Raw genomic sequence first — 13,959 nt, 5'->3', positions numbered from 1 at the left:
AACTCATGCACAATTCTTTGATTCGAACGATTGATTTCAGTTTGGCCCTTGCCGGACTGATCGCCTTAGCCCCTGTAATGGGAGTGGTTTACATTCTGGGGAAATTTGACACGGGTCAACCTGTCTTTCGCCAGGAGCGTGTCGGCAGACATCTGCAGCCATTTACCTTAGTTAAGTTTCGTACCATGCCTGTCGAAACCGCTTCTGTTGCAACCCATTTGATTCAGGCCAGTTCGGTGACCAAGCTGGGGAGCTTTCTTCGTAAAACTAAATTGGATGAATTACCTCAGTTGATTAATGTTCTTCGGGGGGAGATGAGCTTGGTTGGTCCTCGTCCGTGCCTGTTTAACCAGCAAGAATTGATTAATGCCCGTGATAAACTTGGAGTGCTGGATGTTCTACCCGGCATCACAGGTTTGGCGCAAGTGAATGGTGTTGATATGTCGGAGCCGCAAAAACTCGCATCGTTAGATGCTGAGATGATTCGCTCTTTTTCATTATCGCTTTACTTTAAGCTGATACTTCAAACGGCGATCGGCAAAGGTGCCGGGGATCAGATCAGGCACTAACAGAACAATATTTAAAATGTCACCATGCAGTATCATTACACTGATTTAATAGAAATTTTCAACGCCGCATTTTACGCGACTCACAATACCAAATTGGTTTGCGGGACAGATGAACCTATCTATTTGCCGGCTAATTCGGTCTATCCGTACCACCGTATCATTTTTGCCCATGGGTATTTTGCATCAGCGATGCATGAGATAGCACATTGGTGCGTTGCCGGGCCGCAACGTCGGCTAAAAGAAGATTATGGTTACTGGTATGAGCCGGATGGTCGGACGGCTGAAAAGCAGGCAGAATTTGAAAAAGTCGAAATTAAACCGCAGGCGTTGGAGTGGATTTTGTCTGCCAGTTGTGGATTTCGTTTTCAGGTTAGCTGTGATAACTTAAGCGGCAACTACGAACCGGATCGGATTGGCTTTACGCGAAAAGTGCGTGAACAAGTTTTGTACTACCTTGAGCAAGGATTGCCTGAACGTGTACAAACCTTGTCAGATGCATTAAGAAGCCATTATGAGATCGATTCACTATGCCCTGAAGATTTTCCTGAGCCTGCAATGAGTATATAAAGCCAACATCACATAACCTTTGGGGCCGAGATACTTTCAATAGAAGAGTTACCAACATGATGATCCAGCAATATGAAGAAGTACTACTGACTTTGATTGATCAAACAGTAGAAACCGCATCCGATGACGAGTTGTTTGCTGGTGGGTATCTACGTGGTCATATTTCGCTCTCTGCAGCAAAGTGTGAACTGGAAGGTATGACCAATGTGAAGCAGATGAACGATTTGGTTGAACAAAGTCTTGCAGATGCACAAACTGAGTTAGCACCAGCCGATCAGGTGATCGTGAAAGCTATGTGGGATCAACTTCAACAATCAGCTTGCTCTTCGTAATCCAATTTTTTGAATTACGTTGAAATTGAATGAAAAGTGCTACTTAGTAGCACTTTTTTATTCTTCCATGATTGCTAATTATCCGTACTTAAATATTTTCGTTTATAGTCAGATGATTTCGCGAAGATAAATGTTGGTATCGCAATTAAAATAAAACCAACTGTATATTGGAGGTTGTTTTTTTCAAGAATTTGATAGCAGCATAGGATAAAAATACTGAATGTCATCAAGATGTTTGATTTGTGGATCAAAGGGTGCTCCACTGAAAACCGAGCGTACAACCGGAACATGCTCAATTACCTCTTCTACAACGTAAGCAAAAAGTGTGATTTTTCGCCATATGTTTGACGATTTATCGTATGTTAACCATTACTATTTTAGCCTAATTTCATTATTCCGCAGGAAGTAAAAGGCTTTTCTCGCTCAAGATCACGTTATTAATATGATTGTAATTAAGGAGTGATAAATTAAACCTCGTCTAGTGGTCTATCTAATTGAACAGAAGATCAACTTAGTTCATCGGCCTTCGTCCATACCAAGGTGAACGTGCATCCGTCACGCTAAAGAGCTGATACTTACGGTTTAGCATCTGGCCACCATCCCGGCTCAGCGGTAGCCAGGAAATCGTCGCACGGTTGGTACTCGGTTTCACCGTCATTACGTCAAACGGAATCGAGATATAAAACCCTTTGTTATAGCTCCCTTCTCCGAACTCTTCTGCTGACAGGTTTGTTTTCGCGGCAAAGGCACCGACAATCACACCGCTGTCAAATTGTTTGGAAAAATCGACGGTGATCCCTTTATCCTCGGTCAGGTACTTGCCAGCACTGACTTTGAACAGGGTATTCGGCAGCCATTTCCACTGCGGTTGATAATAAACCGTGGCATGGCCGGTGACTGCACCGGTCTGGACGCGGTAATTCCGGTTTGTAATGGGGTCATATTGAACTTCTTCGGTGAAAAAGCCCAGTTGAGAGTCCGGATCGCGCTGGATAACGTAGTTGGCATCGACGCCGACTGCCCAGTTGCTGTCAAACGGACGGTAGAGGATTTCACCTCCCACGCCACCAAACATCATTTCCAAATAACCAGCATAGGCCTGGCTGTACCAGTTATCACTCAGGCTATCCATCCAGGTCAGTTGAAGATTGTTGATGCGAACTGGGTTATCGTTAATGTACTGACGTACCAGCGTCCGGACTCGTTTTAAGTCAGTGCCGTCGGGTGGGACTTCGTAGAGGAACTTATCGTAATTATCATAGAGGTTGAAGTACAGACCACCGCCAATCTCGATATGATCCCCTAACCAATAGTTGGCTCCGGCATTGATCCCGATATTAAACAGATAGAAATCTTCCGAACCCCCAAAAGATTGTTGCAAGGTCGGGGCCACACTGATTTCCCAGGGCTTGTCAGATTTGGCAATGAGTTTCCCTTCCGGTACTGAAGGGGAGGCGACAATTGTGGCATCGCTGATTTTTGCGTTGAAATATTCATATTGAGCCACCTTGGCAAATTGCTCACGATCAATGCGCGTTTCAGTGACAGCCAGGTGATTGACAGATTCAATGAGTCGGAATTCGTTGGCCGCGGGCACTTGGTTCGCAATGAGTGTCGCTGCCCGCTGATAAGCTTCATCACGGTTACGGTATTTGCTTTGAGGGGCGAGTATGGTCACAGTGTCATTGGTGGCGTAAATCGTCGGATCCTGGTAACCGGCAATGGTATGTAAGTCTTGTGCCAACTGCTCCCAATCTTTGGCTGAAAGTGGCTGATCCGGTGATGTAAGGCGAGGTCGGTAGACCGGTGCTGGCTCATCACGCCAAATCGCCTTCATGGCATTAAAGTTAGTATTGAGGTTAAAACCAAAGGTCCAGGTGTTGCCCCGCTCATAACTCAGACGTAAATCGCCCCAATTATTTAAACGATACAGGACGCCGTAGTTGATCTTACTGCTTTGGGGCATCGTGATTCCGCCCCGGGTAACCGGAAAATCACTGGTATAGTCATTGCCGTCATATTCCACCTTGAAGCGCAGCGGCTGCCAGGGGCTCTGGTATTCAATCCCGCCAAAAAGCGCACTACAACCACTGAACCAGCGTTCAAAATCGATATTGCCGCCTTTACCTTTATATTCAGTGCCGCGATCACAGTCATTGCCTAAAGTTTTATCCCCGTGGAAATTGGCACTGTTGCCGAGATAACCCCAGCCTATGCCGAGGGTGAGATCAAACGGCCCGACATGTTTACTGGCGGCAAGATACTCCCCATCAAAGAGTCCCGTCCCCCCAAAATCGCGAACGCCGATGGCGGTCTCCGGCAACCAGTAACTTTCTTTTAATAGCCGAACTTTGAAGTCAATGCCCTTGTCCGTGTATTTGGTATCGCCACTGAAACTTTCGTCATTGCTATAGAGCAGGTCCTGAACCAGGGTATAGCGAATGGTTGACTCCAGCCATGGCAGTAGTTGCAGTGAGACAGTGTAGTGATGGTACTCATCATTGAACGTGCCGCCTGCGATAAACTCACCTTCTTTCGCCATTCGCCCTGAGGGCATTTGGATGAGTCCGACACCACCAAAGTCAGTCTGGGAAGGGGTTAACACCGGATAGCTGAAGTCATCAGCCTGCGCTGGTACGGCAGGCAGCATTGCCAAAGAGAGCGCAGATAGTGAGAAGAGAACACGTTGATGCATCATAAGGCCCGATGTCTTAACAAGTTAATGATGTCTTCATTGAGCGTTGTAAACCCTGAAGGCAAAGATTGGAAGCCCAAGTATAGCGTTGCACCTGGCGCAATATCCCGGTGATCATGATTCCAATAGGCTATTGGGTGGTGCTCGACAGTTCCGTCGGGCTGGATCACAACCACTTCGCTGTTCTCTGCATTATCCAAAAGTGATAGTTGCGTTAAATATTCACGGGCACCGGTACGTTCTTGCCAGGAAAGTTGCTGAGGTTCGCTGACAGCGCCCAGGATCAGCACCGATGCTGGTCGGGATGGCAGAATCAGCAGCATGTTTTCCGTAATTAAAGGATTGAGTGATGGCGTGATCCGAATCTGGTCAATATCAATCGTGGAGAAAATCCGTGGCTGGAAAACCTGACTCTCAAACAGCTTGATCAATGCCAAGACAGTTGTTCTTTGCTCACCTTGCCATTGCTCAGCAAGTGCTTGAAGTCGGGAAATGACCTGTTTTTTTTCAGGAAAGGGTTGGCTCAAATAGAAAGATGCCCCGGACCAGTAGATCGGATTAGCTCCGGAAAGTTCGCGAAGACGGTGGATGTTATGGCGGGTATCTTCGAGGATCTGATTGACCCTGACAGGTTGAGGGTAACGAAGCTGCAATTGCTGTTGACTGCGAATTGAAGTGGCAACATTTACTTGAATGCTAGCTGGTGGCTGTTGCGTGAGTTGTACGGCGCTCTGCTCTGCATAAACCGGCGCAACAAAAACAGAAACAACGATAGAAACAAAAAAAGAAGTGATATAGAGACCAGACACAAAGGTGGCTATGCCGTAGGCCATCTTAAAAACGTAGCCGGCAACCCAGGATAAAATGGTTATCGGCATATTGGCTGGCTTTTTCATGAGTTCATGGCTATTCATTTAACATCCGAGGCCTCTTGGAGTCGAGACTTATTCAAGACGGTGCGTAACTTTAAGTGTAGAACTTCGACAGTTTTTTGTTATCGAAGTTTCTGACGAAACAAAGGGTTATCTTTAAGGTAACGAAAATGGTTTTAACAGCGTCATCTCAATATAAGGCAGGCCAGGCGCAATCTTTTGTCGGCTCTTGAGTACTGTTCCGGTTTGCGGGTGGAGCCAAAAGTCGTTGTCAAAATTGAGCGCGAGACTCTCAACTGTGACATGTTCGGTAAAGTGCAAGGTTTCGACAGGGGTTTCATTGATCAGAATGACGGCGGTGCCTTGGCTGGAAAACTCAGAATGGAGTTGATAACCGAAGTGATAGCCGGGCTGCCAGTCAATCTGTCGCTGCCAGTGCTTATGGGTCTTGGCTAAATGAAGACCGAGGGCGAGGGGATCGGTTGTTGTTGATTGCGTCGTGAGTAAGTTTCCTGTCGGGAGATTCAGCGTTTTGATTAAGCGTCCGTGTTCAGTCACCAGCATCCCCTGATCGTTGGAGAGCCACTTTAGCTGGAACGACGGTAGCTGAGCAGGGTTGATTCCGAATGTCGGCTCGGCTAATGCCAGTACCATAAAAGCCTGTGGGCCGTTGCCGAGGCGGGCATACATACTGGCATAAGGCAGGCTTTGGATCTCAAGGTCACTTTTTTGAATGTCATTTTCGCCCAATAAAGCCAGGTGCAAGGTGTCGTTGACATCATTGAACTTTTGGCTGCACCCGCTTAATGAAAGCATTGCCAGCAATAGAATGAAAGGGGACAGAATTGGTCGGGAAGGGCGCATGGAAACTTCAATCATAAGCCGTCCGGAACAGTAAGTGAAGAATGCCAAGAGAAGAATAACCGCACCCACGTGCGATGTGCGGTTATCAATTCAAACTTCAGCAACTCAGGTAAGCTTTCGTTGTGGTTCAACGAAGTGTTTAGCCTTGAGCAGAGACAGAAGTGGTTGTGTTGTTGTCGTTATCTGACGAGTCAGCAACGGCGATAGCTGCAACTGTGACTGCAGCCCCTGCAGCAACAGCTGTTGCCGTAATCCCGCCGACGGCTGCCAGTGAAGCACCCGCAGTACCCGCTGCAACCCCGGTGGTTGCACCCGCAGTCGCCGCTGTACTCGAAGCCGCACCTGCAGTGGTTGCTGTGGTTGATGTTGCACCCGCTGTGGATGCCGTTGAAGCTGTCGTCGAGGTTGCACTGGCAGAGCTGGTTGAACCAGCTGTCTCAGTCGCAGCAAAGGCCGAACCAGCCATCGACATTGCGGCTATCGACATTGTAGTCAACAGCGCGATTGCAGTCTTCTTCATCCGATCCCCTTATTTATAAGATTAATAGTAAAGTGAAGATAGTCTTCCTGTTAATGATATGAACTAACTCAGAGGAAGGCAATGGGGCCATAAATTTGTCACGAAACACATTTAATTTAGGGAACAAGATCTCAGAACGAAGATAAACGGAGAAAGACAATTCTGTGCCTAAATCTGTTTACCATCGAGATTGTTCAGGAAATATCATTATAAATTTCAGTGTCTTATCTTGGGCGTTTCACTTCTTTAAAATGAGAAGAGGCAAAATTTGAGTTTCTCTCTTGGCGTATTCTGTGTAGAATATGGCCGCTGCAATAGTGATAAATGTATAACTTTTTGACGCTTCGTTGCGTTTCAGCACAGAAATGGACAAACCAATCAGTTCAGGGGGATACCCCTCAAACTGATCACAACTGAACGCTCTCTGAGTGCATTGGGAACTCGAACCCAAGGGCGGTAGCGTATCTGAATTTTCGCTTCCGTGGTGTGAAGCGACCAGTCTCAAACCTCGATTAAACGCTGCAGTCTCGTTTAATCGCGCAAGCACACAGATATTGAGAATGTCACGTCCCCGTAATTAGGGGCGGCATACCCTGAGTGTTATCTAAGCATATCAATCAATTTGAAAGTTGAACTTTACGAATGATGCATTTTACAAAAAAGCTTCTTATAACAGCGGTAGCAACAGCAATGTTGGCTGGATGTACAGTGCCAGGTTCCCATTTGAGTGTTGATAACAAAAATGTGGTTACTACAGGTAGTGAGCAGACCAAGGATATTTCGGAGCAGGTCAATGTATACCCACTGACGGCAACGACAGCAAAACGATACAAAGCTCAAGAAGCTTACTCTCAGATGAATGCGACTTTAGATGCTGAAATCGCGCGCTATCAGTATCGCATTGGCCCAGGGGATATCCTCAATATTACCATCTGGGATCATCCGGAGCTGACGATTCCGGCCGGCTCTTATCGAAGTTCGGCAGAAGCAGGCAACTGGGTCCATGCAGATGGTTCGATTTTTTACCCGTACATTGGCATCGTGCGGGTTGCAGGGAAAACCGTAACTGAAGTTCGGGACGATATTGCCAAACGTCTGGCTGCATACATCGAAAGCCCACAAGTTGACGTTAATGTCGCTTCATTCCGCTCACAAAAGGCTTACATCACCGGTGAAATTAACAATCCGGGTAAGCAAGCGATCACCAATGTCCCGCTAACCTTGTTAGATGCCATTAATAGTGCTGGTGGCTTGGCAGAGAATGCGGACTGGCGTAACGTCACATTGACCCGCAATGGATTGGAAGAGCGTCTTTCCTTGTACGCCTTAATGCAACGTGGCGATTTGACACAGAACCGCTTGCTCCGCCCGGGAGATATCGTTCATGTGCCCCGCAACGATGCCCAAAAAGTCTTTGTGATGGGTGAAGTGAACGATCCGAAATTGCTGAAAATTGATCGGGCAGGGATGAGCCTCACGGAAGCGCTCAGTAATGTTGGTGGCATCAATCAACTGTCTGCAGACGCGACCGGAGTGTTTGTGATTCGCAGCAAGATGACACAGGATGTGAATCCAAGCAACACCAATACTGAGCAGCAACAACGATTGGCTGACATCTATCAGTTGAACTTGTCTGATGCGTCAGCTTTGGTCATCGGAACCGAATTTGAATTACAGCCCTATGATGTGGTTTATGTGACTGCGGCGCCGATCGTCCGTTGGAACCGTGTGATTACCCAACTGGTCCCAACTATTACCAGTTTCAATGAGCTGAGTGAGGGCGTGCTGCGGATCAGAAATTGGCCGTAATGGTTCGAAGCGACAATCAGACATATGATTACGATATAAACTATTGATATTGAGTTAAGAATTTATGAGCGTTACTCAAAACACTCAGGTGAAGCAAGACTCAGATGAAATTGATCTGGGAAAACTGTTTGGTATCTTGCTGGATAGCCGTTGGAGCATTATTGCTATCACCTTCGTTTTTGCCATTGTTGGCGTCGCATATGCGTTGCTGGCAGCACCGATATATAAAGCAGATGCACTCATTCAAGTTGAAGAGAAAAGTTCAGGGATGCCTGCGCTGGGTGAGATGGGCGAGCTGTTTGCCAGTGAGTCTTCCGCGACAACCGAAATCGAGATTATTAAATCTCGGATGATATTGGGAAAAACGGTTGATAAGCTAAATTTAACAACCACCATTACACCTGAATATTTTCCGCTTTTCGGTAAAGGAATTGCCAGAATCCAGGGGAATCAACCAGAAGCACATATTGAGCGTTTTGAAATCCCTGATGGAGTACTGAAACCTAAGTATCGACTTCGTGTTTTAGATGCTTCGTCTGGACAATATGAGCTCCAAGATGTAGATGGTAATTTGGTGTTGAACGGTACGGTAGGCATGTTGGCTCAGAATAACCAGTTCGTACTGTTTGTATCGAAGCTGGATGCTGAAAGTGGACAGTCTTTTGAACTCACCAAACAGAGTCGTTTAGACGCCATCCAGTGGTTACAGCAAAACTTATCAATCAACGAACGTGGTAAACAAACGGGAATCCTCCAGTTGTCGTATACTGGTGAAAATCGTTCACAAATCGAAGCAATCCTGAATGATATCAGTCAGAATTACTTCCTGCAAAATGTGGCACGAAACTCGGCAGAAGCAGAAAATAGTCTGCAGTTTTTGCGCACGCATTTGCCTGATATCAAAACTCAATTGACAGCATCGGAGGATCTGCTGAATCAGTTCCGCCAGGAAAATGAGTCGATTGATTTAGGCTTAGAGGCCAAATCAACATTAGATGTGATGGTAACGATTGAGTCACAACTCAATGAGTTGACTTTCAAGGAAAGTGAAATCTCCCAGCGTTTTACCAAAGAACACCCGGCTTATGTTGCCTTGCTGGATAAACGTAAAACCTTGCTTGGCGAGCGAGAGCGCCTGAACCAGCAGATCCAAAAATTGCCGAAAACCCAACGAGAAGTGCTGCGTTTAACCCGAGATGTTGAAGTGAATCAGCAAATCTATGTCGAACTGCTGAATAAAGTACAAGAGCTCAATATTGTGAAAGCCAGCACGGTAGGGAATGTACGTATTCTGGATAAAGCACAGACATATACCAAGGCGGTGAAACCCCAAAAAACGTTGGTTGTAGCACTGGCAACTTTGCTTGGTGGCATGTTTGGGGTTGCGATTGCACTACTTCGTGCTGCGCTTCATCGCGGGGTTGAAAATCCGGATGAAATTGAAGCGGTTGGTTTACCGGTTTATGCAAGTGTGCCAATGTCAGATTGGCAAATCGAGCTTGAGAAAAAACAAAATGGTAAAAAGAAGTTTTCTATTGAAGAGACTTTGTTGGCTGTTTCGAACCCGGCTGATTTATCCATTGAAGCACTGCGTAGCCTACGTACTAGCCTGCACTTTGCCATGATGGAAGCAAAAAATAATATTTTGATGATCTCCGGTCCAAGCCCGGGCATTGGTAAGTCATTTGTATCAGCTAATATGGCAGCCGTCGTTGCTAAAGCTGGACAAAAAGTACTGGTAATTGATGCCGACATGCGTAAAGGCAGGATGGAACGCCAAATGGGTGTCAGTGCAAAGCCTGGATTATCAGATTATCTTAGTGGCCAAGTAAGCATTGAAACTCTGATTAAACAGCCTGGCGTTGAAAATTTGGAGTTCATCGGGCGTGGTGAAGTACCACCAAATCCATCCGAATTATTGATGCATCCGCGTTTTAAAGAACTTATGGACTGGGCTTCAGCTAACTACGATTTAGTCATTGTCGATACACCGCCAATTCTAGCGGTGACTGACGCTGCAATTGTTGGCTCTCATGCAGGAACATCATTACTAGTAGGTCGCTTTGGTCAAAACACTGTAAAAGAAGTGGAAGTGACGAAGCAGCGTTTTGAACAGAATGGCATTGAAATAAAAGGCTTTATTCTGAATGCTGTAGTTCGTAAGTCGAGTAGCTATTATGGTAATAATTATGGATATTATAATTACAGTTACAGTTCTAATGATTAATTATTTGAACTTTTAGGATTTACCGCTTTTTAGAGAGTATGAAAGATATGATTTCATACGGGATACATAGAGATAGGTCCCTGAATTTAGATAAAAAGTGCAACACTCATGGCTAAGATGGCGAGAGAGAAGGTCTGCTGCTGAAAGTGGTATCCTTCTTATCGCCAAAATCAAAGCAGTATTACTTACAATGTGTTCTCAGTAATTGACCGAGGGTCAACGATTTAAGATTTCAACACTTATCGGCGAAGATAATTCGCAAACAGCGATAGCAAGAAGGCTAAGTGCTCAGCGTTCAATTATCTGTGGTGAGCTGAAGAGGAATGCTGGTGCAGAAGTGAACAGGCCTAGCGATACACATATGTTAAGCCAGCAACGCCGAACACTGGCATTGAAATACCGCATGCCCAAGGAGAGGGTCAGGTTTGTTGAAATGGTGCTATGTTGGGGCGGAGGCCCAGAGGAAATCAGCGCCATAGCAAAACGGTCGATATCCCCACCCAAGTGCTTGCTCGAGGTGAAATTCGTCATCTTGCCATTGACGCAACTGGTCTGAAAGTTTTCGGTGAAGGTGAATGGAAAATGAAAAATCATGGCAAGGAAGAACGCCGTGTCTGGCGAAAGCTCCATCTTGCTGTTGATGCTGATACCCATCAAGTCATCTGTGCAGAACTATCGTTATCAACCGTCACAGATGGCGGAGTCATGCCAACATTGCTCAACCAAACTTATCTTAAGATCAAATTGATATCAGGTGACGGCGCTTATTATATCAGGCTGTGCTATCAAGCGATTCAACGGAAGAAAGCACAGCCCCTTACCCTCCTAGAGCTGGAGCAGCACACTGGGAGCGCAGTCACTTCAGGGTATGTTGCGGTTGCAAACCAGAGAATTCACGGGAGCAATGAACGCTGGAAAAAGGCCTGTGGTTACCACAGTGGCTTGATCTCGGAAACGGCGATGTCGAGATATAAGCGGCTGCTTGGCTCAGCTTTAAGCTTGCATGATTACAACGCTCAGGTCGAGGAAGCGCGCTTGCTGCTGTCCGAGCGTTGGCAAAATTAACAAGGCTAGGCAAGCTTGTAACTCACAAAGTTATCTAAATCATGACTTATATTAGGTAGATCTATTGGCTTTCTGATTTGATCATATATGGACACTTCCTATTGCAAGTAGTGAAGTAAAGAATTCAGGCGTTGTTTTGCGCACTTATATCCGAGTTCAATGACTCTTAATGATTTCCGTTGGGTATGCTCTTATCAACAACTCGGACTAACATGTCCCTTGATCAAATCAGAGCTACACACTCACGGTCTTACCTGTTTTCTCATTTACATTTCATGCGCAATTTCAAGCCGATAGTAATTCCGGCTTATAGTCTTGCTGATTGGCCAGTAACGCCCATGCAATTCGAGCGATTCGATTTGCCAATGCTACAACTGCAACGTTTTTATGTTTCCGTTTCAGTAAATCATTCAACCAGCGATGGGTGTATGTTTTGGGTTCCTGTTCATGACACCATTGCTTGCGTTATCTCGCGCCTAGATCCAAGTCAGTTTCAACAGTGTTTTATCAACTGGATACAAGCCGTCACTGAGCACTCAGATGGTGAGTTCATCGCTATCGATGGTAAGTGGTGCACGGCTCATATAACCGCGAAAGTAGGCAGTCTACGATTCATACGGTTGGTGCTTTCGACACGGCCAACGGCGTAGTTATGGGCCACCTCAAAACCAATTCGAAGTCCAACGAGATCACGGCAATACCGAAACTGCTTAACTTGTTGGAGATCAAAGGCTGCCTGATTTCGATTGACGCGATAGCCTGTCAAGTCAACATCGCCTCAACCATCATTGATAAAGGTGGTGATTATTTACTTGCAGTTAAAGGTAACCACGCAACACTGGCTAAAGCTGTACGTCAGGCGCTGTCTGCGTAAACTTCGGTTTGTCCCTGAAAATGTCACTGTGGAACAAAGCCGCGGACGAATCGAAGCCTGAGAATATCATGTACTACCTGCTGGTGAGTTGGTACAAGAGTTTCCTGATTAAAAAAGGCTAATGGGCATCGGCGTTACCATTGGTTAGCGCATTGATAAATAGGGTAAAGAGTCACTTGAATACCGCTATTACATTAGCTCTGCTGAGTTGGAGAAAGAGCGTTTTGCCACCGCAGTGCGTGGCCACTGGGGAATTGAAAACAACCAGCACTGGGTACTTGATGCATCAATGAACGAGGATGCTTGCCAGATTTATCGCGGAGATGCCGTTGAGATCATGGTCTGTTTTCGGCACATTGCAGCGATGAATACTTCTTATCTGGACAAGGTCTTACTGGCTGGTTTTAAAGTATCGAGTAAAATGAGCATTCATGTTCTTACCCTGTTTGGTTAGTTATGACGAGAAAGTGCAAGTATATATGGCTTTGTTGATCAAATCAGGAAAACAACAGATCGACCCAATTTAAGCCATGTTTTAGCTAACTTTACGAGTTACGGGCATGCCGAGCCCTGTTAACTTGTTCAACGCACGGACGGCAGCAAGCGCTTCTCCGACCTGAGCGTTGTAATCACGCAGGCTTAAAGCTGAACCAAGCAGTCGCTTATATCTCGACATCGCCGTTTCCGAGATTGAGCGACTGTGGTAACCACTGGTCTTTTTCCAGTGTTCATTGCTACCGTGAATACGCTGGTTTGCAACCGCAACATTTCTGGGGTGACCGTGCTCCCAGTATGCTGCTCCAGTTCTGGGAGGGATAAGGGGCTGTGCTTTCTTCCGTTGAATCGCTTGATAGCACAGCCTGGTATCATAAGCGCCGTCACCTGATATCGATTTGATCTTACGATAAGTTTGGTTAAGTAATGTTGGCATGACCTCACCATCGGTGACGGTTGATAACGAGAGTTCTGCGCAGATAATTTGGTGGGTATCAGCATCAACAGCAAGATGGAGCTTTCGCCAGACACGACGTTGTTCTTTGCCATGCTTTTTCATTTTCCACTCACCTTCGCCGAATACTTTCAGGCCAGTTGCGTCAATAGCTAGATGACGAATTTCACCCCGAGCAGGCATTTTGATAGGGATATCGACCGTTTTCGCTCGCTTGCTGATGCTGCTGTAGTTCGGGCATGTTAGTGGTACTTTCATCAGAGAAAACACCGAGTTCATGAAACCTTGAACAGCACGAAGTGACAGGTTGAATAGTCGCTTCACCATGAGAGCAGTCATGATCGCAGTGTCTGAATATTGATAGCCGCGTCCACGGTTACCGTGATGTTCAGAGCATAACCAGCCGCTTATCGCTTCTTCGTCGATCCAGAATGTCAGCGAGCCGCGGTTAATCAGTGATTGGTTGTACTCTTTCCAGTTATCTGTTCGGTAAGTGCTTTTTCCCATGAGGGTGGCCTGTCAGTAAACGTCACAAGATCAGATCACTGACTGCAAGAAAAGTTCACGCCGATTTAGTCAACAAAGCCAGTATATATTCGAATACACCTCAGGCCGA

Annotated in this window: 11 protein-coding genes and 2 pseudogenes; 8 read left to right on the top strand and 5 right to left on the bottom strand. The window is 46.1% G+C overall.

Annotation, left to right across the window (positions count from 1 at the left end; all coding sequences use genetic code 11):
* The first annotated feature begins 5 nt into the window (after positions 1-5).
* The 3 genes from NH461_RS12075 to NH461_RS12065 are packed head-to-tail and all read left to right on the top strand — an operon-like array spanning position 6 to position 1,468.
* On the top strand, positions 6-569 hold the full coding sequence (locus NH461_RS12075) for a sugar transferase (RefSeq protein WP_261600590.1): 564 nt from the start codon (positions 6-8) through the stop codon (positions 567-569).
* A 24-nt stretch (positions 570-593) separates the two neighbouring features.
* Positions 594-1,136: an elongation factor P hydroxylase gene (locus tag NH461_RS12070; protein ID WP_261600589.1), complete on the top strand. Its 543-nt coding sequence runs from the start codon at positions 594-596 to the stop codon at positions 1,134-1,136.
* 59 nt (positions 1,137-1,195) lie between these two features.
* Positions 1,196-1,468, top strand: a complete 273-nt coding sequence (locus NH461_RS12065) for a YfcL family protein (protein WP_261602899.1) — start codon at positions 1,196-1,198, stop codon at positions 1,466-1,468.
* 511 nt (positions 1,469-1,979) lie between these two features.
* Here the strand turns inward: NH461_RS12065 and NH461_RS12060 are convergent.
* The 3 genes from NH461_RS12060 to NH461_RS12050 form a co-directional block, all read right to left on the bottom strand.
* Positions 1,980-4,163, bottom strand: a complete 2,184-nt coding sequence (locus NH461_RS12060) for a YjbH domain-containing protein (protein ID WP_261602898.1) — start codon at positions 4,161-4,163, stop codon at positions 1,980-1,982.
* Positions 4,163-5,077: a capsule biosynthesis GfcC family protein gene (locus tag NH461_RS12055; protein ID WP_261600588.1), complete on the bottom strand. Its 915-nt coding sequence runs from the start codon at positions 5,075-5,077 to the stop codon at positions 4,163-4,165. Before NH461_RS12055 ends, NH461_RS12060 begins: the two co-directional genes overlap by 1 nt.
* Positions 5,078-5,191: 114 nt before the next feature.
* Positions 5,192-5,914 (bottom strand): YjbF family lipoprotein, encoded by a 723-nt coding sequence (locus NH461_RS12050; protein ID WP_261600587.1) that lies wholly within the window; start codon positions 5,912-5,914, stop codon positions 5,192-5,194.
* Positions 5,915-6,066: 152 nt separating this feature from the next.
* Between NH461_RS12050 and NH461_RS12045 the strand changes: the two genes are divergently transcribed.
* The 4 genes from NH461_RS12045 to NH461_RS12030 all read left to right on the top strand — a co-directional run bounded on the left by NH461_RS12045 (position 6,067) and on the right by NH461_RS12030 (position 11,520).
* Positions 6,067-6,438, top strand: a complete 372-nt coding sequence (locus tag NH461_RS12045; RefSeq protein WP_261600586.1) for a hypothetical protein — start codon at positions 6,067-6,069, stop codon at positions 6,436-6,438.
* Positions 6,439-7,064: 626 nt separating this feature from the next.
* Entirely contained in the window at positions 7,065-8,228 is a 1,164-nt protein-coding gene (locus NH461_RS12040; protein WP_315903247.1) for a polysaccharide export protein, read from the top strand.
* Between the two features lie 64 nt (positions 8,229-8,292).
* Complete coding sequence (locus tag NH461_RS12035) at positions 8,293-10,455, top strand: polysaccharide biosynthesis tyrosine autokinase (protein WP_261600584.1); 2,163 nt, start codon at positions 8,293-8,295, stop codon at positions 10,453-10,455.
* A 441-nt stretch (positions 10,456-10,896) separates the two neighbouring features.
* A complete protein-coding gene (locus tag NH461_RS12030; protein ID WP_261600583.1) occupies positions 10,897-11,520 on the top strand; it encodes an IS5 family transposase in 624 nt (207 codons plus the stop codon).
* Between the two features lie 285 nt (positions 11,521-11,805).
* On the opposite strand, the pseudogene NH461_RS12025 reads toward NH461_RS12030, so the two are convergent.
* Positions 11,806-11,937: pseudogene (locus NH461_RS12025) on the bottom strand (IS110 family transposase); the annotation flags it as partial.
* A 20-nt stretch (positions 11,938-11,957) separates the two neighbouring features.
* On the opposite strand from NH461_RS12025, the pseudogene NH461_RS12020 reads away from it, so the two are divergent.
* Positions 11,958-12,848, top strand: a pseudogene (locus tag NH461_RS12020) (ISAs1 family transposase); the annotation flags it as partial.
* A gap of 81 nt (positions 12,849-12,929) precedes the next feature.
* Here the strand turns inward: NH461_RS12020 and NH461_RS12015 are convergent.
* Positions 12,930-13,850, bottom strand: coding sequence for an IS5 family transposase (locus NH461_RS12015; protein ID WP_261600582.1), 921 nt, complete (start codon positions 13,848-13,850; stop codon positions 12,930-12,932).
* Positions 13,851-13,959: the final 109 nt, after the last annotated feature.

Source organism: Photobacterium sp. TY1-4 (genome assembly GCF_025398175.1).
In the GTDB taxonomy this organism is placed as follows: Bacteria; Pseudomonadota; Gammaproteobacteria; order Enterobacterales; family Vibrionaceae; genus Photobacterium.
Note: the sequence above shows the minus strand (reverse complement) of the source record. Positions and strands in the feature narration are given on the sequence as shown.